A 21731-nucleotide genomic window follows, 5' to 3' on the forward strand; every position below is an offset into this window, starting at 1 on the left:
GTAGGGCCCGGTCAGACGGTGCGGCTGCGGCCGACGTCGTATTCGACGCCCATACCGCGCAGTGAGACGGCGCGGCTGATGTCGCTGGGCGAGACGATGCCGACCAGGTGGCCGTCGCTGAAGACCAGGGCGCGGCCGTCGGCGCAGCCGCCGATGCGCGGCAGCAGGTCGGCCAGCGGCTCCTCGGGCGTGGAGTGCGGAACCTCGTCGGGCGGGCAGGCGATGTCGCGGAGCCTGGTGGTGGTGCGGTTCTCGGGCTGGACGCCTTTGATCCGGCCGAGGGTGATGAGCCCTTCGAGCCGTCCGGCGTCGTCGAGCAGCGGGAACGTCGAGTGGCGGCGCAGCAGCGCGGTCTGGTGGAGGAACTGCTCGACGTTGGCGTCGCCGGGGGCGGTGTCGGGGTCCTGGGACATCACGTCCTGGACGCGCAGGCCCTCGACGGCCGAGCCGACCTGGACCTGGCGCTCCTCGGCGCCGGCCACGACGATGATGAACAGGCCCAGCAGCACCCACCACAGGCCGCCGCCGTATCCGAAGAGGAACGACAGGATGCCGAAGGTCAGCAGGACCATGCCGAAGCCGCGGCCGACGCGGGCGGACCAGACCGCGGCGCTGGTGCGGTCGCCGCGCCAGGCCCACAGGGCGGCGCGGAGGATCCGACCGCCGTCGAGCGGGGCGGCGGGGATGACGTTGAACAGCGCCAGGAGCACGTTGATGCCCGCGAGGTAGGCGGTGACCTGCACCCATGGGGTGCCGATGCCGGCCAGGTCCATGAGCGAGGCGAGGAGCGCGAAGACGACGGCGGCGAGCATGCTCACCAGCGGCCCGACCACGGCGATGCGGAAGTCGGCGCCGGGGGTGCGCGCGTCGCCGTGGAGGCGGGCGACCCCGCCGAGCAGCCACAGCGTGATGTCGTCGACCTCGACGCCGTTGCGGCGGGCGACGATGGCGTGCGCGACCTCGTGCGCCAGCAGCGAGACGAGGAACAGGAGGGAGGCGAGTACGCCGGCGATCACGTAGACCGCCGCCGACCGTCCCGGGTAAGCGGTCGACAGTCCAGCGGTCACGACGATGACCAGGAGCGCCACGATGCCGAGGACGCTCCAGTGCAGGCCGACCGATACGCCCGCGATGTGTCCGAGTTGCAGTCTCGCCTTCATTTTCTGAGCGTACCCGCTGCACAGGAGCTTAATCGGGACGAAACGGTTCGACTGTTCGGTGGAAACACGGCCGTGTCGAATCCCTGTACGCTACGTCGGGGCGCGGACCGGCCTTCGGCGGCCGTGCGGCCCTGGTCGTCAACGGTGAAGGGAGGCAGCTTGGGACGGCATCACGAAGACTCGCCGATCCGTGGGCGGCTCCACGGCAATCTGCTGTGGATCCTCATCGCCGTCTCGGTGGTCGCGGCGACGATCGCGGTCTGGCAGTTCAGCAGCCTCGGCGGCGACGACGAGCAGGCGCTCCCGGCCGGGAGCGAGGGCGGCATGGCGACCGGCGCCATCCTCAGCGGCGAGCCCACCGACGAGGCGGCCGCCGAACTCGGTCCGACCGCCGCCGCACCGTCGACTGAGGAGCCGAGCGCGACGCCGACGTCGCCGGATCCGACCACGGAGGCCGAGCCGAGCGAGCCGGCCACCAGCGAGGCGCCCCGCTCCCCCGACTCGACGCCGACCGGACCGACGTGCACCGCGACCCTCGAGATCGACAAGGAGTGGTCGGGCCACATCGAAGTCGACGTGGTCATCGCCAATATCGGCGAAGCGGCGATCTCGGACTGGGAGGTGACCCTCTCGTTCAGCGACGTCGCGATCTACCACTACTGGGGCATGGAGCACCACGAGGGAGACCGCTACCGCAGTGACTGGAACGGCGCGGTCGGGCCCGGCGGCTCGACCGGCGCCTCGTTCCAGGCCGAGGTCGAAGACGGGTTCGCACTGCCCGATACGGTGCCGTGCCAGGCGTTCGACGAGTAGCTCAGGTCGCCAGGCCGAAACCGTAGGCGAAGAGCGGGTCGTAGTCGGCGTCGCCGACGTTCACCGGCTCGTCGTCGACCGAGCGGGGCCAGCTGACCGGGAGCGTGCCGGTGTACGGGACCTGCCCGAACAGCGGGTCGGCGACGCCGGCGCCTTCGGTGCCCGGCAGCCAGGCGGCCACCAGCGCGTCGATCCTCTCGAGGCCGTCGAGTTCGAGGGGGCGGCCGGCGGTGACGATCACGACGCAGTCCATGGCCCCGCAGACGGTGTCGACCGCTGCGGCGTCCTGTTCGGAGAGTCTCATGTCGTGCTTTCCGGCCCCGGCGTCGCCGACGCCTTCGGCGTAGGGCTCCTCGGAGACGACCACGATGCCGACGTCGTAGCCGTCGGTCGGTTCGGAGGCGTCGCGGCTGTACCGAACGTCGGCGTCCGGGGCGACCTCGCCGATGCCGTCGAGGATCGTGGCGCCCTCGTGCGGCGAGCCGGTCGCCGTGCCCTGCCAGGAGCCGGACCAGCCGCCGAGCTGGCGGCCGAGGGAGTCGGCGCCGGAGCCGGCGACGTAGACCGACTCGTCGCCGGCCAGCGGGAGCAGGTCGCCTTCGTTGCGCAGCAGCACCTGTGAGGCGGCGGCGGCCTCGCGGGCGAGGGCCCGGTGCTCGGCGGAGCCGACCAGGTCGGCGTTCGCGGTGTCGGCGAAGGGCGCCTCGAACAGGCCGAGCTCGAACTTCTTTGTCAGGATGCGGCCGACGGCGTCGTCGATGCGGTCCTCGGAGACGTTCCCGGCCTCGACCTCGGCGAGCAGCGTCGCGATGAACCGCTCGTACTCGTACGGCACCATGACCATGTCGATACCGGCGTTGACCGAGGTGCGTACGGCTTCGGCGTAGTCGGGGCTGATCTGGTCGACCGCCTGCCAGTCCGACAGGACGATGCCCTCGAAGCCGAGTTCGCCTTTGAGGACCTCGCCTACGAGGTACTCGTCGGCGTGGGCCTTGATCGCTCCGTCGCCGAGGTCGGTGCTGGAGTACGAGACCATGATGGAGCCGACGCCGGCCTCGATCGCGGCTTCGAAGGGCGCCAAGTGGATCCGGCGGAGCTCCTCCTCGGTGAGCTCGGTGACGCCCTGGTCGAGCAGGTAGCCCTCGGTGGTCGAGGAGCCGAAGGTCGTGCCGCCGTCGCCGACGTAGTGCTTGGCGGTGGCCAGGACGCTCGTATCGGCCGACAGGTCCTCGCCCTGGTAACCGGCCACGGTCGCGGCCATGTCGGACACCAGCGCGGGGTCTTCGCCGAAGGCCTCGTAGGTGCGGCCCCAGCGGGAGTCGCGGGCGACGCACAGGCACGGTGAGAAGGTCCAGTGGACGCCGGTCACGCGCGTCTCGATGGCGGTGATCGCGGCCGCCCGCGCGGCCAGCTCGGGGTCGCCGGTCGCGCCGAGGCCGATGTTGTGCGGGAAGATCGTGGCCCCCGGCAGCGATCCGTTGCCGTGCACGGCGTCCAGGCCGTACATCATCGGGATCCGGAGCCGGGATTCGAGGGCGCGGCGCTGGTGGTCGTCGATCATCTCGGCCCAGTCTTCGGGGCTGTCGTGGAGGGCGTCGCTGCCGCCGTTGAGGAGCGAGCCGATACCGAACTCGCCGACGTCGCCTTCCTCGCCGGCGAGGGAGCCGATCTCGACCTGCGTCATCTGGCCGACCTTCTCTGCGATCGTCATGCGTTCCAAGAGGTCGGTGACGCGTTCTGGGACGGGAAGAGCGGGGTCGAGGTAGGCGGGGTCCTCGTCGGAATCGGCCGGGACGACGACGATCCACACGACCAGCGCCGCGACGAGCGCGGCGACGACCGGGATCCACAGGACCGGGCGGCTGCGCAGGCGCTTGATGGCTGCACCCATTGGGGTCTCCTTACGGCAATTGAACCGGAAATCCCCAACCTCGCTCCACGGTACCGAACCCGAACGCGCGGCGAACACGGCACTTCGCATCTGCGTCGGCGCTGCGCGTGCGCCGCCGGCGGGTCGGCACGGTGAATGTATTGCCAGCGGGCGTCGGCGCTGTTATGTTGGGTCTCCCAACTAAATCCCTCGCGATTCCCTCAAGGAGACCAACGTGCGACGACGCACTTTCGCCGCTTCGCTCGGCGCCGCCGCGGTAGCGGCCACCGCCGTCCAGGGACCGGCATTCGCGAAGAACGACAAGCACCGCGCCGACCCCTACACCTGGCGCAACGCCGTCGTCAACGGCGGCGGCTTCGTGCCCGGCATCGTCTTCAACGAGACCGAGCCGAACCTCATCTACGCCCGCACCGACATCGGCGGCCTCTACCGCTGGCGGCAGGACACTCAGACCTGGAAACCCCTGCTCGACTGGATCGGCTGGGACCAGTGGGGCTACACCGGCGTCATCTCGGTCGCCACCGACCCGGTCGAACCGGGCCGCGTCTACGCCGCCGTCGGCACCTACACCAACGACTGGGATCCCGGCAGCGGCGCCGTCCTGTACTCCGACGACTACGGCGAGACCTGGGGCGTCGCCGAACTGCCGTTCAAACAGGGTGGCAACATGCCCGGCCGCGGCATGGGCGAACGCCTCGTCGTCGACCCCGCCGACAACGCCGTGCTCTACCTCGGCGCGCCGAACGGCAACGGCCTGTGGCGCTCGACCGACCACGGCCGCACCTGGGCCCGAGTCGACGACTTCCCGAACGCCGGCGACTTCGTCCAAGACCCCTCCAGCGACTACTCCGACGACAACCAAGGCGTCGTCTGGATCGACTTCGACCAGATCGGCGGCAAGACCTACGTCGGCGTCGCCGACCCCGCCGACCCCCTCTACGTCTCCGACGACCGCGGCGCCACCTGGCGGCCCGTCACCGGAGCGGCCGAAGCGCTCGGCTCGGTCGACGGCAACGCCACCATCCCCAAGCAGTCGGCCGTCGACGACCGCAACGGCCACCTCTTCATCGCCACCGGCTGGGACCCCGGCCCCTACAGCGGCGCGCCCGCCTCCGGCGCGGGCGGCCAGATCTGGCGCCTGGACACCCAGACCGGCGAATGGACCGACATCACCCCGCCGCACAACCCCGTCGGGGCCATCCCCGGATTCGGCGGCCTCACCGTCGACCGCCAGCGACCCGGCACCCTCATGGCCGCCACCCTCAACAACTGGTGGCCCGACGAGATCCTCTTCCGCTCGACCGACTCGGGAGCGACCTGGCAGACCAGCTGGGACTACGTGTGGGACGAGCACTGGTCCTGGCCGCCCGAGCGCACCGACCGGTTCACCATGGACCACTCCGGCAGCCCGTGGCTCACCTTCGGCGCCGGTGACGACGGGCCCGCCTACGCGGTCAAGCACGGCTGGATGATCGACGCGCTGGCGATCGACCCGCACGACTCCGACCGGATCATGTGGGGCACCGGCGCGACCATCTGGGGCACCGAGAGCCTGACCGAGTGGGACGAGCAGGGCGACCTGGTCGGCTGGGACGACGCGGCCGGGCGGCAGACCAAGCTGCCGATCGAGCGGTTCAAGGTCGAAGTGCGGGTCGAGGGCCTCGAGGAGACCTCGATCCAGGACATCGCGGCGCTCGGCGGCACGGTCGTCACCGCGGTCGGCGACCTGGGCGGCTTCGTCCACACCGACCTCGACCGGGCCACCATGATGATCCGCGACCCGAACTGGAGCTCCGGGCGCAGCGTCGACTTCGCCGAACACCGTCCGGACCTCATCGTCGGCACCGGCGACGTCGAAGGCGACACCGACGGCCACGTGGGCGTCTCCACCGACCGGGGCCGGACCTGGCAGACCACGACGCGACTCGAGAGCGTCCCCGGCGCCGCGCACGGCGGCATCGTCGCCGTCACCGCCGACGGGTCGGCGATCCTCTGGTCCCCCGCCGACATCGACGTGGCCCCCGTCTACAGCACCGACCTGGGGCGGACGTGGGAGCCGGTGGCCGGCCTCCCGGCCGGAGCGGTGATCCGGGCCGACCGGGTCCTGTCCGACACCGTCTACGCCTTCGCGGGCGGGACGTTCTACATCAGCGGCGACCGCGGCAGGACCTTCACCGCCACCGGGGCGGCCGGACTGCCGAGCGGCGAAGTCGACTTCCGCGCCGTGCCCGGCCGGAAGCGGAACCTCTGGCTCGTCGGCGGCGGCGCCGACACCGAGTACGGCATGTGGCGGTCGAAGAACGGCGGCCTCACCTGGAAGCGCATCCGCGAGTTCGAAGAGGCCGACGCCGTCGGCTTCGGCAAGCCGGCCAAGGACGGCCACCATCCGGTGATCTTCACCTCCGCCAAGGCCGCCGGGCAGCGCGGCATCTACCGGTCGGTGGACGGCGGCGGCCACTGGGTCCGGATCAACGACGACGCACACCAATGGGCCTGGACCGGCAAGGCCGTCTCCGGCGACCCGGCCGTCTACGGGCGCGTCTACATCGCCACCAACGGCCGCGGCCTGATCTACGGCGACATCGAGCCCTCGACCGCCGCGGAATGAACTTTCGAGAAAAGAGCTGAATTCGGTCAAGACAGGGAGCCGCATCGCCGCGCGCGGTGCGGCTCCCGCCCATAATGGGCCCATGGACACCAACTTGGGCGCGAACCTGGCGGTCAAACACGCCGCCGCATCGGACGGTCTCAGCGACGCCGCCGTGGAGGCGGCCTTCGAGGCGGTGCGGCCGATCGCCGAAGACGCCCGCGAGGCGGCCGGGCAGCTGCTCGGCCTGTCCGACCCGTTCGAGGCCGAGGTGCACGGCGCCAGAGTCGTCTCCGAGGTCCTGTGCGTTCCGGGCGGCGAGGACCGCATCTGCTTCGCGCTGCTGGCGGCCATCATCGGGCGAGCTGACGACGCGGCGGCATCAGCGCTGCTGCACGCGGTCCAGACCGTCCTGTCCGGCCCGGTCCGCGAGTACGCCGCCGCCGAGATCGAGCGTCTCGAAGCCGCGCAGGTCCCGTGCCCGCCGTGGGAAGAGGCGCTCGCCGAACCGGTGCGGCCGCTCACCGCCTGGGCGTGCTCCCCGGTCATGGAGAGCGGCGGCGCGCCGAGCGCCGTGCTGGTGTTCGAGTTCGCCCGCGGCGAGGCCGCGCACGCCTTCATCGTCCACCGCGACTACCTCGGCGACGGCTCGATCGCCAAACTCAACGGCATCCCCGAGATCGCCTGGCGCAGCTTCCGCAAGTTCCTGCTCTCCGGCGACGCGCTGAAGATGCCCTACTCGATCGAGGAGGTCGACTTCGAGGCCGCGATCGACCGCTTCGACGAGCCGCGCCTGGCGATGTGGTCACGCCTGCGCCAGGACCCGGCCGACTTCCGCGACGACCGCGACCGCGCCTCCGTCCCGGGCATGACACTTCTGCTCGAACAGCACATGACCGGATGAGCGCCGAGTTCCGAGCGGTGTCGGCGACCTCCCAGGGCGACATGGTTAGACGGCCGTCGGCTCGCCGGGCGTCGGCTCGAGTCCCCGCGAGGCGCGTCGCCGCTCCAGGCGGGCGGTCAGCGCCAGGCCGGGGGCCGTGGCGAGCGTGGTCGTGATCGCCACCAGCACGATCATGGCGAACGCGGTCGGCGGAATCAGGCCGGCTTGGAGGCCGATGTTCAACGCCACCAGCTGCATCAGGCCGCGGGCGTTCATGTAGAGGCCGATCCTGGCCGCGTCCGGCCAGCTCTCGCCCATCAGGCGGGCGGCGGCCGTGCAGCTGCCGAGCTTCCCGGCGAACGCCAGCGCGATGAGCGCCACCGCCCCGAGCAGCGCTTCGCCGCCGATGAGGCGCAGGTCGGTGTTCATGCCGGAGTGGACGAAGAACAAGGGCAGGAACAGGACCATCGTCAGCGGCCGGATGCGCTCGACGAGGAGTTCGGCGGTCTCGCCGCGAGGGATGACCACGCCGATCGCGAAGGCGCCGAAGACGGCGTGGACGCCGATCGACTCGGTGTACCAGGCGGCGGCGAGCAGGAGCGCGGCCGAGGCGACCAGCACGCCGTCGCGGCCGAGCCGTTCGGCGGTCAGGAGCCGGCGGACGGGCCGGTGCACGGCGGCGAGCGCCGCCGCGAGGACGAGCAGGCCGGTCACGGCGTGCCCGGCCGCGCCGACGCCGTTCGCGGTGGTGGCGGCGAGGATGGCGGCCAGCAGGACCCAGGCGGCCGCGTCGTCGACCGCTCCGGCGGTCAGCGCGACGGCGCCGAATCGGGTCCGCGTGTGGCCGTGGTCGGCGATCATGCGGGCCATGACCGGGAACGCGGTGATGGCCAGCAGCAGGCCGATGAACAGGCCGCCGGTCCAGACGCCGACGCCGGGGGCGAGCAGCCCGGTGCCGATGGTGGCGGTGAACAGCAGGCCGAGGGCGATCGGGACGCTCACGCCCGCCGCCGAGACGGCCAGGCCGACGCCGGCGGTGCGGCGGAGCCGGTCGGCCGGGAACTCCAGGCCGACGGTGAACATGAACAGCACGAGGCCGAGCCGGCTGACGCCGTCGAGGACGTCGAGCACGTCGGGGCCGAAGAGGAACCGCTGGGCGCCGGGCGCGACGGCGCCCAGCAGTGTCGGTCCCAGGAGGATGCCGGCGACGATCTCCCCCATCACCACCGGTTGGCGGAGGCGGCGCGCCGCCACGTGCGCCAGGCGGCAGGCGATGACGATGACCAGCAGCGCCAGGAGGAGGACCGCGGTGGTCGACATCGGGTCAGACGGCGTCCGGGTCGCCTTCCTTCGGCGGGCTGGTCTCGACGATGTCGACCACGTCGGCGATGGTCTCGGCTTCGTTCATGCGGGTGTCGTCGATGGCGACGCGGAATTCGCGCTGGAGGCCGAGGGCGGTCTCCAGGCGGCTGAGCGAGTCGAGGTCGAGGTCGTCGAGTTTGGTCTCGGCGGTGAGGTCCTCGGGCTCGAGCCGGCACCATTTGGCGACGACGGTCGCGACGCGTTCGTGGGTGGTCATCGGATACCTCCTAGTTCGGGAAGCTGGTGAGCCGGTGGGGCTCAGTGCGGTTCGGGCCAGCGCAGCAGCGCCGAGCCCCAGGTGAATCCGCCGCCGAAGGCGGTCAGGAGGGTCAGTTCGCCCGGTTCGAGGCCGCCGGCGCGGCGGGCGTCGTCGAGGGCGAGCGGGATGGAGGCGGCGCCGGTGTTGCCGACCTGGTCGATGTTGGCGATGAGGCGGTCGGGGCCGACGCCGAGCTCTTCGGCGATGGCGCGCAGGATGCGCAGGTTGGCCTGGTGGCCGCAGATGCGGTCGATGTCGCCGGTGTGGTATCCGGCGGTCTTGATGACGGCGCGGGAGGAGGCGGTCATGCGGGAGACGGCGTTCATGAACACTTCGCGGCCGTCCATGGTCATGTAGTAGTCGGCCGGTTCGGGTTGGAGGCGGGAGTGGGAGCCGCTGCCGGGGGCGATGAGGAGGTCGGCTCCCGAGCCGTCGCTGCCGAGGTCGATCGCGAGGATCGCTCCGGGTTCGGTCTCGTCGCCGGAGCGGAGCAGGACCGCTCCGGCGCCGTCGCCGAACAGCGGGGCGATGGTCTTGTCGTGGGGGTCGGTGAGCGTGGAGGCCGTCTCGGCGCCGACGACCAGGACGCGGTCGGCGCCCGCGGCGATGAAGCCGCGGGCGGTGGCGAGCGCGTAGACGAAGCCGCTGCAGGCGGCGTTGACGTCGAAGGCGGCGATGTCGCCGAGGCCGAGTTCGGCGGCGACGATCGGGGCGGTGGCCGGGATCTGGTAGTCGGGGGTGTAGGTGGCGACGATGAGCGCGTCGACGCCGTCTGCGCTGAGTGAGGCGTCGTCGAGGGCGTTCTCGGCGGCGCGGGCGGCGAGCGCGGAGGTGGTCGAGTCGCGGTCGGACAGGCGGCGGGCCTGGATGCCGGTGCGCCGTTCGATCCATTCGGGGCTCACTTCGAGCCGGGCGGCCATCTCGTCGTTGGTGACGGTGCGGTCGGGCAGGGCGGTGCCGAGGCCGGTCAGGACTGCCGCGCTCATCGGGCGGTCTCCTCTTCGGGCAGCGGGTACGTCTCGAGCTGCCACGGGTAGTGCGGGAGCCGCACGTACGAGGCGGTGTCGTCGAAGACCTCGGTCCAGTCGACCGGTTCGTCGGCGAGGAAGGACTCGCACACGCCGGTCTCGTCGGGCTGCTCGCCGCGGGCGATGCGTTCGAGCCGGTCGGCCAGTTCGGCGTGGCCGCGCGCGGTGACGGCGGCGCGGTGACGGTGGTGGGTGGTGCGGACGGCGGCGCTGTAGCAGATGTCGCGCATGGCGTGCTGGGCTCCGGCGCCGCTGAGGTAGTCGACATAGGAGCGTGCGAGGGCGCGGAGGGCGTCGTCGCGGGCCGCGGAGATGACGAACGGGTAGGCGCGGCCGTCGTCGGGTGCCGGCTCGGCGGAGGGGGCCTCGGCGAGGACGATGTGGGTGTTGGCCGCCGAGATGCCCTGGCCGCTGACGCCGGCGATGAGGGGCCGGCCGCGGTCGGGCAGGTCGCGGGTCTCGGTCGGCACTTCGAGCGGCAGTCCGCCCCAGTCGATCTTGGGGTTCGGGTTCTCGTAGTGGAGGCTGGCCGGGACGCGGCGGTGCTCCAGGGCGAGGACGCTCTTGATGATCGCGGCGACCCCGGCGGCGCCTTCGGTGTGGCCGATGTTGCTCTTGACCGAGCCGACCAGGCAGGGCCGGTCGTCGGGGCGGTCCTTGCCGAGGACTTCGCCGAGGGCGGTGAACTCGACCGGGTCGATCATGGGCGTGCCGGTGCCGTGGGCTTCGATGAAGTCGACGTCGGCCGGGTCGACGCCGGCGTCCTCGTAGGCCCACCTGAGCATCTGGGCGTGGGTGTCGGCCGAGGGCGCCAGGAGCGAGCCGGAGGCGCGGCCGTCGTTGCTGGCGTTGGAGCCGAGGACGAGGGCGCGGACGGGGTCGCCGTCGGCGAGGGCGCGCGAGAGGGGCTTGAGCACGACGGTGGCGGCCCCGTCGGAGGGGGCGAAGCCGTCGGCGCGGGCGTCGCCGAACTTGCAGCGGCCGTCGCGGGCGAACATGCGCGCCTGGGACAGCAGGAGGTCCTCGTCGGCGGTGAGTTTGAAGTTGACGCCGGCGACCACGGCCGTCTCGGTCTCGCCGGCGCGCAGGCTCATGCAGGCCAGGTGGATCGCGGTCAGCGACGAGGAGCAGGCGGTGTCGACGGTGATGCTGGGTCCGCGCAGGTCGAACTCGTAGGCCAGTCGGCCCGAGAGGATGCTGCGGAGGTTGTAGATCACCGAGGGGGTGATGGCCTCGGGGCCGCGGCGGGCGATGACGTCCCAGAAGTCGAGGTTCATGTTGCCGACGTAGACGCCGGTGCGGGTGCCGGCGATCGCTTCGCGGGTGATCCCGGCGTCGGCGAAGGCCTCGTAGGTGGTCATGAGCATCAGCCGCTGCTGCGGGTCGAGGTAGGCGGCCTGCGCGGGGGTCATGTCGAAGAACCGGGCGTCGAAGTCCCAGGGCCGCTCCAGGTATCCGGAGCGTTTGCTGATGACCTTGCCCAGTTCGGGCTCGGTCGCGTACATCGCCTCGGCGTCGTAGCGTTCGGTCGGGGTCGGTCCGGTCGCGTCGCGGCCCTCGAGCAGCAGCCGCCACAGGGCGTCGACGTCGTCGGCGCCGGGGAAGCGGCAGCCCATGCCGATGATCGCTATCGGGTCCCTTTGGTGCTTCACGGTGTTCGCCTCGTTCTCGGATTGCGGCTTCGGTTCGGGGGCCCGGGCCTGTCGGCCCGGGCCCGTGCGGCTCAGGCCGCGTTGAGGTAGATGAGGATGCCGGCGACGGCGGCGAGGATGCCGAAGATCGGGGCTCCGGCTGCTTTGGCCGCGGGGTCTCCGGCGCGGATGTGGGTGATCAGCGCGCCGATGGTGAGGGCGACCAGGCCGACGGCGGCGGCCACGCCGATCCACCAGAAGTCGGTCGCGAGGACCCCGATGGCCAGTCCGGCGCCGCCGGCGGCCTCAAGGACGCCGATGACTTTGAAGGCGTTGTACGACATGCCGAATCGGTCGGCGTCGGCCTTGGCGGGCGCCAGTGACAGCACCTTCACCGTGCCGGAGGCGAGGAAGGCCACTGCCAGCACGAGGGCAAGGACGATTGCGGCTACGTTCATTTCTGCTCCGATTTATCTGCATTGTTGGTTTTCGTTGAGCGGCACTCTAGCGTGGACACTGCGGAGGCGAAACCTCCGTCGCACTGGCCGTCTCCTTCCCATCGCGCGAACCGCCGCAGCCCGTAGAGCAGCGGACGCGGTTCGCGGTAGTTCGTGACGCCGTCGACCTCGCCGAGGACGACGACGTGGTCGCCGACGCGCTGGGTTCGCCAGACGCGGCAGTCGGCGACCGAGTGGGCGTCGGCCACCAGGTGCGGTCCGGCGCCGCCGCCGCGCCACCGCACGCGCGCGAACCGGTCGGCGGCCCCGGAGGCGAACAGTTCGGCGGCGGCCCTGGCGTCGGCGTCCAGCAGGTTGACGCTGAAGGCGCCGGAGGACAGGACCGCCTCGGCGGTCGGGCCGCCCTCGCGCAGGCACACCAGCAGCACCGGCGGGTCGAGCGCGACCGAGCACAGCGACGAGCAGGTCATGCCGATGGCGTGTCCGTCGGCGTCGAAGGCGGCCACGATCGCCACGCCGGTGGGGAATCCGGCCATGAGGCCGCGCAGGTCCGCGGCGGTGTCGCTTTTGAACGTCATCGTCGCTCCGGTGGATCGTAGGAGGGCGCGGCGTTCAGCTCGTCCACGGTGAACCCGGCGGTGGCGGCGTAGTCGGCCGAGATCCGGGCCAGCTCTTCGGGGGTGAAGACGTCCTCGGCGCGGTCGAAGCCCTCGGGGGCGCGCTGCCAGGCGAGGTCGATGACGCGCTCGGGACCCATGCGCCGGTTGGCCTCCTGGATGCCTCGGGTGGCCGGGAGCCGCTCGCTCTCGTAGCGGCGCAGCGCGGTCGGCACGTCGTCGGCCGCGGCGAGGTGGTAGGCCAGCGCGCGGCCGTCGACGATCGCCTGGGTGGCGCCGTTGGAGCCGACCGGGTACATCGGGTGGGCCGCGTCGCCGAGGAGGGTGACCGGCCCGGCCGTCCAGGTCGGCAGCGGGTCGCGGTCGAGCATGGGGTATTCGTGGATCTGCTCGGCGTCGGCGATGAGGCCGGGGATGTCGACCCAGGGGACCTTCCAGCCGCCGAACTGGTCGAGGACGAGTTTCTTGCGCTCGGCCAGGCCGCTCGCGCCTGAGGGGCGGTCGGCGGGGCGGCCGGTGACCCAGTTGATGAGCGGCGGGCCGCCGTCGGCGGGGCGCGCGATCGGGTAGATGACGAACTTCTGGCGGTCGTCGCCGAGGACGGTCATGGACGAGCCGGTGAGGAACGGCCTGCCTCGGGTGGTGCCGCGCCACATCATGAGCCCGTTGCCGAGCGGTTCGCCTTCGCCGGGGTGCATGGCGGCTCTGACGGCCGAGTGGAGTCCGTCGGCGCCGATGAGGAGGTCGGCCTCGACCGAACCGGATCCGGTGTGGACGGTGACGTGGTCGTCGGCGGCTTCGAAGCCGGTGACGGCCCGGCCGGTCTCGATCGCGTCGGGGCCGAGCCGGTCGGCGACCGCGGCGGCCAGGTCGCGTTGCAGGTAGCCGCGGTGCAGGGAGAACTGCGGCCACCGGTATCCGGCGTGCCGGCCCCGCGGCTCGGACCAGATCAGGTCGCCGAGCCGGTTGTAGAAGGCCAGTTCGGCGGTCTCGACGGCGTGGGAGGCGACGGTGTCGGCGACGCCGAGGGCCTCCAGTTCGCGTACGGCGTTGGGGAGGATGTTGAGGCCGACGCCGAGGGGCCGCAGTTCCCGGGCCGCTTCGAGCAGGCGGATGTCGCGGTGCCCGGCGGCGTGGAGGCTCAAGGCGGCGGTCAGGCCGCCGATGCCGGCTCCGGAGATGACGATCCTCATGCGGCCTGCCCCGCTTTCGTGGGGACCAGCCGCTTGGCGAATCCGGCGTTCTCGCGGGTGAGGTCGAGGACGGCCACGAGCAGCGCGATGGGCGCGCCGCCGCTGCCGAGCTCGTAGAGCCGCACGTCCTCCTTGTATGCCTTGCGGGCGATGCCGAGGTGCTTGCCGCGGAAGACCACCAGTTGCCGCATGACCCGGTGGAGGGCCTCGAGGTGGGCGCGCCACGGCTCGGGGTCGCCCGCGGCGGCCTCGCGCAGTCGCCGCACCAGCGAGGGCCGCAGCTCCCAGTCGGAGACGAGCTCGCGCCAGGCCGGGAGGGTGTGCTCGGCCGATTCGCGCAGGAACGAGGCGTACTCGGGGTCGTTGTCGTCGGCCGCCCACAGTGCCAGGTCGGCCAGGTAGAGCGGGACGTGGGCGGCGGCCGGGCCGAGGTAGTCGCGTCCGGCCACGGCCACCTCCTCGTAGTAGGGCCGCATCTGCTGGGCGAAGAACTCCGGGGAGACTTCGGCGACGACCTTCGTGATGGCCGCGTCGAAGGCCGCGAGGTGTCCGGCGAGCTGGTCGAGCAGCGGCACGAAGTCCGGGTCGTCCAGGTCGAGGCCGTCGAGGGCCGCGCAGCACTCGACGGCGAGGCTCAGCTTCGGGATCGACGCCCGCGGCCCTCCCATGAGGACGGTTTCTTGGACGTCGCCGGTGTACATGCGCTGGCGTTCGCCCTCGGGGTTCCACTCGGTGTAGTGGTGGACGGTGTCGCGCGGGATCATGTCGGTGCGCCGCCCCAGTTCGAGCAGGACCGGCTCCACTTCGGGGACGGCCTCGACCGGCTGCGTGCCGTGGCGCTTGATCGAGCCGAGCAGCAGTCCGAGGTCGCGCATGGCCGCCAGGCTCTCGTGGAAGGAGAAGCCGCGGACCCGCTCGGGGCCTGGGGTGATGCGGCGAAGCGCGGCGGTCAGGGCCGGCACGTCGGCTGCGGCGTTCATGCGCGGCACCGGCGCCAGTTCGGCGTCGGCGTCGAGCGGGTCGAGGGCGGCGATGCGGCGCTTGTCGAAACGCGGGTCGTCGTAGGCGGGTCGTCTCATCGGGGATCTCCCTTCGCGGCGGCGAGGCGCGATAAACGCTTGCCGTGCAGTTCGCGCAGGTAGTCGTAGGTGCTCGGGAGGGTCTCCAGCAGCCGGTCGCGTTCGTCGGCGATGCGCTCGAAGATCGGCTCGGCGCCGGCGGCGTCGGCCGGCCGGTACGTCAGCTGCGGGTACGGGTGCGCGGGCAGGAAGTCCAGCCCGGCGAACACGCAGTAGAAGCTGCCGTTGGTCCAGAAGTTGCGGAACTCGGCCTCGAAGTTGTCGTAGTAGGTCGACTCGTCGGTGACCGGCATGTTCACCGGCATCCCGGCCCGGTACATGTCGACCTTCTCCTGCATCCCCGGGTCCAGCACCAGGTGCTTGTTCTCCCGCCAGAACGCGGTGTCGTTTCGCGGCGCGACCTTGAAGTGCGCCTGGATGAAGTCGCGGGAGTCGTCGAACATCGTCTCGATCTCGGTGTTGAACCGCTTGGCCAGGACCGGGTCGAAGTGCTTGTCCGGGAAGTGCTTGACGAGCTGGTAGATGGCCGCGTAGATGAAGTAGATGCCGCTGGACTCCAGCGGCTCCAGGAAGCACGAGGCCAGTCCGATGGAGACGACGTTCTTGACCCAGGCGCGGCGGTTGCGGCCGACGCGGAAGCTCACCTGGTTCAGCTCGGTGTTCTCCGGGTCCAGGCCCCACAGGTCGCAGAAGTCCTGCGTGGCCTGGTCGCGGCTGGTGAAGCGGCTGGAGAAGACGTAACCGGAGCCGAAGCGGCCGAGCATGGGGATCTTCCACGTCCAGCCGTGCTTCATCGCGATCGCCGAGGTGTACGGCTCGATGCCGTGGGCCTCGTCGTCGTGCGGGACCGAGGCGGCCACGGCGCTGTCGCACAGCAGGTAGTCGCTCATGTCCAGGAACGGCTCGCGCATGACCTGGTTGATCAGCAGGCCGCGGAAGCCCGAGCAGTCGACGAACAGGTCGCCTTCGAGGACCTGGCCCGACTCGGTCTTCAGCGCGGTCACGAAGCCGCGCTCGTCGCGCACCGCCTCGGTCATGCGGTCCTGGACGTGCGTGACCCCGAGCGTCTTGACCGAGAAGCGGCACAGGAAGTCCGCGACCAGGTGGGCGTCGAAGTGCCAGGCGTAGTTCGTCCAGCGCTCGCCGTTCGCGTGCCGCGGGGCGAGCTTGGCGTCCATGATCGCCGGCTCCCGGTAGCAGGCGTAGTCGAACTGCTCGTCGGTCTCGCCGGCGTGGTGCTTGTTGAACCAGTAGTGCGACAACGGCAGCCGCTCGTGGTTCGGGAGGATCCCGAAGGTGTGGTAGAAGTGGTCGGGCCGTCCGCGCAGGTCGCGCGAGGTGGCCTGACCTTCGCCTTCGGTGCGCCAGTTGACGAACTTGACGGCCATCTTGAAGCTGGCGTTGCACTCGCGCATCCACTCCTCCTCCTCGATGCCGAGGAACGAGAAGAAGGCCTTGTGGAGGTTCGGCACCGTGGCCTCGCCGACGCCGATCTTCGGGATGGCGGGGGCTTCGAGGACGGTGACGTCGACCGTGCCCTGGAAGGCCTTGGCGACATAGGAGGCGGTCATCCATCCGGCCGTGCCGCCGCCGAGGATGACGACCTTCCGGATCCGGTTCGACGACGCTTGCGAGTCGTACATCTGTTCAGCGTTCATGCGCGAACTCCTGCTTCCCGCGCCCGGAGCCGGGCGTCGACTTCGAGGGATGTCTGCTGGTGGGATTTCCGTCCTCGACGCTAACGGCGGCCCGAATTGTCGGCCATCCGTGCGATTGTTGCGAGACAAACGAAGCCAAGGCGCGATGTGCGCAGAGCGAACATGGCCGCACTTCGATACTATGAGTGATGATCGCGGGGGATTCGTAACGAGCTGCCAAGCCGAGTCGGACGAACGAGGGAATGGGACGACCAGAGCAACCGATCGACCCTGCGCGGGGGCCGCTCCAGCAATTCGCCCACCAGCTGCGGGAACTGCGGTCCTGCCGGACAGGCAACACCTACCGGGCCATGTCGGAACGGGCCCACTACTCCGCCTCCACCCTGGCGCGAGCCGCCGGCGGCAGGGAACTGCCTTCCCTAGAGGTCGTCACCGCCTACGTCGCCGCCTGCGGCGGCGACGTCCAGCAGTGGACCGAGCGCTGGCACCGCCTCCAACGGGACCTCGCCACCGGCGTCGAAGAACCCAAGCCGCGACTGAGCCTGCTGCCCTACCAGCTGCCGGCCGACCTGTCCGACTTCGCCGGCAGAGCGGCCGAGACCGACGAACTCTACGCCGTCGCCGTGTCCCGGCTCGACGACCCCGACCGCCGCTGCCCCACCGTCCTGGGCATCACCGGCGCGCCCGGGCTCGGCAAGACCGCGCTGGCCGTCCACCTCGCCCACCGGCTCGCCCCCGAGTTCCCCGACGGGCAGCTGTTCGTCAACATGCGCGGCTTCGACGAACGCCGCCTCGAACCCGAGACCGTGCTGCGCCAATGCGTCCGCGCCCTCGGCTACCCCTCCGAGCAGATCCCCACCGACCCCGACGAACTGGCCAGCGCCTACCGGTCGCTGCTCGGACGGCGGCGGTGCCTGCTGGTGTTCGACAACGCCCGCTGCCAAGCCGACCTGCGCTCGCTCCTGCCCGGCGCCCCCGACTGCCTGGTGATCGTCACCAGCCGGAGCAACCTCGTCGGCATGCAGGCCGCCCGGCTGCTGCGCCTCGAGCCGTTCACCACCGCCGAATCGGTGGAACTGCTGGGCCGACTGGCCGGAGCCGAGCGGATGCGCTCCGAGCCCCGGGCCGCCGCCGAGCTCGCCGAGCTGTGCGGGCGGTTCCCGCTGGCGCTGCGGATCGCCGGAGCCAGACTCGCCTCCCGTCCCCAGTGGAAGATCGCCACCCTCACCGACCGGCTCCGCAACGAGCACAAGCGGCTCAGCGAACTCGAAGCCGGCGACCTGCAGGTCGCCGAGACGTTCCAGATGTCCTACCGGGCCCTGGAGGCGCCCGCGCGGCTCGTCTTCCGCCGCCTGGGAGCGCTGTTCCCGGGCGTGGACTTCACCCCGGAGGTCGCCGGAAGCCTCGCCGGGATCGACACGCCCACCGCCGAGGACCACCTCGAGGACCTCGTCGACGCCAATCTCCTGCAGTCCGAGCGACCCCGGCGCTACCAGATGCACGACCTCATCCGGCTCTACGCCTCCTCCAGGTGGCTCGCCGAAGACGACGCCGACGAGGCCGACCGGGCCGTGGGGCGGATGCTGCGCCACTACGTCGGCAACGCCGCCGCCGCGACCAAGCTCCTGATGCCCAACTGGTTCGTCCGGGACATCCCCGCCGACTCCGACCCGACCGCGACCACGCTGCGGGAAGCGCTGTGCTGGCACGAGAACGAGCGGCACAACATCAGCGCCCTGGTGCGCTTCGCCGCCGAGGCCGGCGAGCACGAACTGGCCTGGCGCCTGGCCTACGCCGCCGGCGGGTACTACGTGCTGCGCCGCCACTGGCGCTCCTACGCCACCACGCACGAGACCGCGTTGGCATCGGCCCAGCAGCTCGGCGACGAGGCGGTCGCCGCGGCGCTCATGGTGAACCTCGGCGCGGCCTACATCGAGCTGGGGCGCAGCGGCGAAGCCCTGGAGCTCCAGTCGAAGGCCGTGGGCCACTTCGAGTCCGGAGACGACCCGAAGGGCCTGGTCCACGCGCTCAACAGTCTCAGCTGCACCTACGTCCAGCTCGAACGGGTCGACGAGGCCGTCGAACTGGCGCGGCGCGGCTTCGACATCGCCCGCTTCCACGGCAACGCCTGGGGCGAGGGCACGAGCCTGTGCGCGATCGGCCGCGCCTATGTCGCCCAGGGCCGCTTCGAGATGGCGATCCAGATCTTCCGCGCCGCGCTCGACCGCGCCGAGACCATCGGCAGCCGCTGGGCGCAGATGCGCACCAGGCAGATCATCGCCGAGACCTGCCGGGAGATGGGCGACCTGACGCGCTCGATGGTGAACTACCGCACCGCGATCGACATCGCCGTGGAGATCGGCGACCAGCTCAGCGAGGGCCGTTTCCTGTTCCGCCTGGGCAACCTACACCACGACCGCGACGAGATCGGCGAGGCCCGCGAGGTCTGGTCGCGTGCCGAAGCGGTGCTCGCGGCCATCGGCGATCCGCTGATCTCTGCGGTGCGCCAGCGCATCGAGCTGAGCGAGGCGGCCTTGACCGGCGCCGCCGCGACAGTCCGGTCTGGAGTAGCCTGAAGACGGTGACGCGGCCCCACGCGGCTCGCCGACGCTCGATCGGTCCCCTTCGCACCGATAGGAGATTCCCGTGTCAGACGAACGCCCGAAATGGCTTCCTCCGGACATCGACACCACCGTCCCCTCGACGGCCCGGGTCTACGACGCGCTGCTGGGCGGGCGGGACAACTTCCCGGTGGACCGCGAGGCCGCCGAGGTCTTCCAGCACCACATCCCGCAGGCCAAGCAGTGCGCCCACGAGAATCGCAGCGCCCTGCTGCGCGGCGTGGAGTACATGGTTCGGGCCGCGGGCGTCGACCAGCTGCTCGACATCGGCTGCGGTCTGCCGAGCAAGAAGAACACGCACGAGGTCGCCCAGGAGATCAACCCCGACGCGCGCGTGGTCTACGTCGACAACGACCCGATGGTGATCTCGCACGGCCGGGCCATGCTCGCCGACAACGCCACCGCCACGTTCGTGGCCGGCGACCTGCGCGACCCCGAGGGCATCATGAACGCCCCGGAAGTGCGCTCGTTCCTGGACTTCGACCGCCCGATCGGCCTGATGATCATCGGCATGATCATGCAGATCAGCGACGACGAGCGGCCCGACGACATCATCGCGGCCCTCATGGACCGCATGCCGCCGGGCAGCCACCTGTTCCTGACCTCGTGGCCCGACACCGGCGAGCCCGAGCAGCGCGCGCTCTCGCGGGCCTGCATCGAGACGCTCGGCAACGGCTGGTGCCGCCCGATCGAGGACATCGAGAGGCACTTCCAGGGCATGGCGATGGTGCCGCCGGGACTGGAGTACATCGCCCGCTGGTTCCCCGAGGAGCCCGACAAGCCGCTGCGCGCCGTCGCAGAACTCGAACCCTACGAGCGCACGCAGATGGCCGGCATCGCCGTCAAATCCTGAGTGCCGGTCGGCGCGGGAGGCGCGCGACCCGGACGCGTAGGCTCGAAGCCGATCCGCTGGCGCGACATAGGAAAAGAGAACGCCCATGCCCATGCTCGAGATTCGCCGGCACAGCAAACGCGACGGAGCCGAGTCCGTTCACCTCTCCCAGGAGGGCGTCGAGCTCGCCCGTTGGGCCGGGACCCTGCTGGGGCCGTTCGAGACCGTGGCGTGCAGCGTCGCGCCGCGCACCCGCGAGACCGCCATCGCGATGGGGTTCGCCGTCACGCTCGAGTTGCCGACGCTGCCGAACATCGGCCAGTTCATGACCGAGTCCGCCGCCGCGGCGCACGACGTCGGCGCGCCGTTCACGCGACTGTCGCGGCTGGTGGGCCGACCGGGGGCCGTGCGCGACTACTCCCTCGGCATGTCGCAGCAGTGGCACCAGCTCATGGCGCCGCTCGGGCCGGGCGACGCGGCCCTGGTCATCGGGCACGGCGGGCACATCGAATGCGCGCTGGTGGCGCTGTTCCCCGACGCCGACCACGACGAGTGGGGCGCGCTGTTCAACTACATGGAAGGCGCGCGGCTCCACTTCGACAGCGGCTCCGAGCGCTTCCACGACATCGAGATGGTCAGGATGTAGGGGTCAGCTCGCGAGGAGCTTCGCCACCTCCTCGACCTCGGACTGCGAGAGCGGTCCCTTCTCGAGCGCGCCCGCGTTCTCCTCGACCTGGGCGACGGTGCGGCAGCCGGGGATCGGGACGGTCGCGTCGCTGACGGCCCACAGCCAGCCGAGCGCGCCTTGGGCGAGCGTGCGGCCGTCGCCGGTGAGCACCTCGCGGACGGCTTCGAGCCGGGCGAGATACTCGGGGGCGGGCCTGCCGTCCTCGGTGAACAGGGTCATCCACGAGACGCCGCTGGATCGGACGTCCTTCTCGCCGACCTTGGTCTCGGCGGTGTACTTGCCGGTGAGCAGGCCCATCGCGAGCGGGCCGCGGTTGACGCTCGCCAGGCCGAGACGCTCGGCGGTCTTGAGTACCTCCGGTTTGGAGCCGTACATGACCGAGAAGTCGTGCTGGACGGCAGTGCAGTGGGCGCCGCGATCGCCCCAGGCCTCGGCTCGCTCGGGCGAGTCGGTGCTCCAGCCGTACCAGCGGATCTTGCCCTCCTCGACCAGCGACTCGAGGACTTCGAGGTGGGCGGCGGTCTGGTCGATGTCGAACTCGTTGAGGTGGAACTGGTACAGGTCGATGTAGTCGGTGCCGAGTCGGCGCAGCGAGGCCTCGACCGCTTCGTGGATGTACGCCGGAGTGTCGCCGGGGCCGGTGATGTACTTGGTCTCCTCGTCGAAGCGGTTGCCCCATTTGGTGGCGATGACCGCTTCGTCGCGGCGTCCGGCGAGCGCCCGGCCGAGGATCCGCTCGCTGTGGCCGGCGCCGTAGACGTCGGCGGTGTCGAAGAAGTTCACGCCGAGCTCGAGCGCGCGGTGGACCGCCTTGATCGACTCGTCGTCGTCGACCTCGCCCCACCCGCAGGGACCGCCGTCGGAGTAGAACGGGCCGCCGATGGCCCAGCAGCCCATGCCGATACCGCTGACTTCGATCTCGCTTCTGCCGAGTTTCCGTGTGATCATGCGACCGACGCTAGAACCTGGAG

At 71.0% G+C, this 21731-nt stretch carries 18 protein-coding genes; 6 read left to right on the forward strand and 12 right to left on the reverse strand.

Translation table 11 applies throughout. From position 1 onward, the window contains the following. Positions 1-11: 11 nt before the first annotated feature. Complete coding sequence (locus tag ACYVL2_RS14865; RefSeq protein WP_460544665.1) at positions 12-1160, reverse strand: site-2 protease family protein; 1149 nt, start codon at positions 1158-1160, stop codon at positions 12-14. A gap of 159 nt (positions 1161-1319) precedes the next feature. Here ACYVL2_RS14865 and ACYVL2_RS14870 point away from each other — a divergent pair, with 159 nt between their 5' ends. Then, positions 1320-1973, forward strand: a complete 654-nt coding sequence (locus ACYVL2_RS14870; RefSeq protein ID WP_460544667.1) for a cellulose binding domain-containing protein — start codon at positions 1320-1322, stop codon at positions 1971-1973. A gap of 1 nt (position 1974) precedes the next feature. On the opposite strand, the gene ACYVL2_RS14875 is transcribed toward ACYVL2_RS14870, so the two are convergent. Continuing rightward, the gene (locus ACYVL2_RS14875; RefSeq protein ID WP_460544669.1) at positions 1975-3864 is read right to left on the reverse strand and encodes a glycoside hydrolase family 3 protein; all 1890 of its coding nucleotides are present in this window, start codon (positions 3862-3864) and stop codon (positions 1975-1977) included. A gap of 214 nt (positions 3865-4078) precedes the next feature. Between ACYVL2_RS14875 and ACYVL2_RS14880 the strand changes: the two genes are divergently transcribed. Together ACYVL2_RS14880 and ACYVL2_RS14885 are read left to right on the forward strand one after the other, a co-directional pair. Next, positions 4079-6472, forward strand: coding sequence for a WD40/YVTN/BNR-like repeat-containing protein (locus tag ACYVL2_RS14880; protein ID WP_460544672.1), 2394 nt, complete (start codon positions 4079-4081; stop codon positions 6470-6472). Positions 6473-6554: 82 nt separating this feature from the next. Then, entirely contained in the window at positions 6555-7355 is an 801-nt protein-coding gene (locus ACYVL2_RS14885) for a hypothetical protein (protein ID WP_460544674.1), read from the forward strand. 45 nt (positions 7356-7400) lie between these two features. On the opposite strand, the gene ACYVL2_RS14890 is transcribed toward ACYVL2_RS14885, so the two are convergent. From ACYVL2_RS14890 to ACYVL2_RS14930, 9 genes are all read right to left on the reverse strand, one after another. Continuing rightward, positions 7401-8654, reverse strand: a complete 1254-nt coding sequence (locus ACYVL2_RS14890; RefSeq protein WP_460544676.1) for a cation:proton antiporter — start codon at positions 8652-8654, stop codon at positions 7401-7403. 4 nt (positions 8655-8658) lie between these two features. Further along, positions 8659-8913 (reverse strand): phosphopantetheine-binding protein, encoded by a 255-nt coding sequence (locus tag ACYVL2_RS14895; RefSeq protein ID WP_460544678.1) that lies wholly within the window; start codon positions 8911-8913, stop codon positions 8659-8661. Positions 8914-8954: 41 nt separating this feature from the next. Further along, entirely contained in the window at positions 8955-9941 is a 987-nt protein-coding gene (locus tag ACYVL2_RS14900) for a beta-ketoacyl-ACP synthase III (protein WP_460544680.1), read from the reverse strand. Beyond that, complete coding sequence (locus ACYVL2_RS14905) at positions 9938-11635, reverse strand: type I polyketide synthase (RefSeq protein ID WP_460544682.1); 1698 nt, start codon at positions 11633-11635, stop codon at positions 9938-9940. The genes ACYVL2_RS14900 and ACYVL2_RS14905 overlap by 4 nt, the downstream gene beginning before the upstream one ends. A gap of 71 nt (positions 11636-11706) precedes the next feature. After that, positions 11707-12072, reverse strand: coding sequence for a DoxX family protein (locus ACYVL2_RS14910; RefSeq protein WP_460544684.1), 366 nt, complete (start codon positions 12070-12072; stop codon positions 11707-11709). Continuing rightward, positions 12069-12650, reverse strand: coding sequence for a flavin reductase family protein (locus tag ACYVL2_RS14915; protein ID WP_460544686.1), 582 nt, complete (start codon positions 12648-12650; stop codon positions 12069-12071). The genes ACYVL2_RS14910 and ACYVL2_RS14915 overlap by 4 nt, the downstream gene beginning before the upstream one ends. Then, on the reverse strand, positions 12647-13882 hold the full coding sequence (locus ACYVL2_RS14920) for a flavin-dependent oxidoreductase (protein ID WP_460544688.1): 1236 nt from the start codon (positions 13880-13882) through the stop codon (positions 12647-12649). Before ACYVL2_RS14920 ends, ACYVL2_RS14915 begins: the two co-directional genes overlap by 4 nt. Beyond that, positions 13879-14961: a PrnB family protein gene (locus ACYVL2_RS14925; protein WP_460544690.1), complete on the reverse strand. Its 1083-nt coding sequence runs from the start codon at positions 14959-14961 to the stop codon at positions 13879-13881. The genes ACYVL2_RS14920 and ACYVL2_RS14925 overlap by 4 nt, the downstream gene beginning before the upstream one ends. Next, on the reverse strand, positions 14958-16619 hold the full coding sequence (locus tag ACYVL2_RS14930; protein WP_460544692.1) for a tryptophan halogenase family protein: 1662 nt from the start codon (positions 16617-16619) through the stop codon (positions 14958-14960). The genes ACYVL2_RS14925 and ACYVL2_RS14930 overlap by 4 nt, the downstream gene beginning before the upstream one ends. 242 nt (positions 16620-16861) lie before the next feature. On the opposite strand from ACYVL2_RS14930, the gene ACYVL2_RS14935 reads away from it, so the two are divergent. From ACYVL2_RS14935 to ACYVL2_RS14945, 3 genes are all read left to right on the forward strand, one after another. Next, the gene (locus ACYVL2_RS14935) at positions 16862-19195 is read left to right on the forward strand and encodes an ATP-binding protein (protein ID WP_460544694.1); all 2334 of its coding nucleotides are present in this window, start codon (positions 16862-16864) and stop codon (positions 19193-19195) included. A gap of 70 nt (positions 19196-19265) precedes the next feature. Then, positions 19266-20093: a class I SAM-dependent methyltransferase gene (locus ACYVL2_RS14940; RefSeq protein ID WP_460544696.1), complete on the forward strand. Its 828-nt coding sequence runs from the start codon at positions 19266-19268 to the stop codon at positions 20091-20093. Positions 20094-20184: 91 nt separating this feature from the next. Beyond that, positions 20185-20718, forward strand: a complete 534-nt coding sequence (locus tag ACYVL2_RS14945) for a histidine phosphatase family protein (RefSeq protein ID WP_460544698.1) — start codon at positions 20185-20187, stop codon at positions 20716-20718. A 3-nt stretch (positions 20719-20721) separates the two neighbouring features. Here ACYVL2_RS14945 and ACYVL2_RS14950 read toward each other — a convergent pair whose 3' ends face one another. Further along, a complete protein-coding gene (locus ACYVL2_RS14950) occupies positions 20722-21708 on the reverse strand; it encodes an aldo/keto reductase (protein ID WP_460544700.1) in 987 nt (328 codons plus the stop codon). Positions 21709-21731: the final 23 nt, after the last annotated feature.

Source organism: Glycomyces halotolerans, from assembly GCF_054779575.1.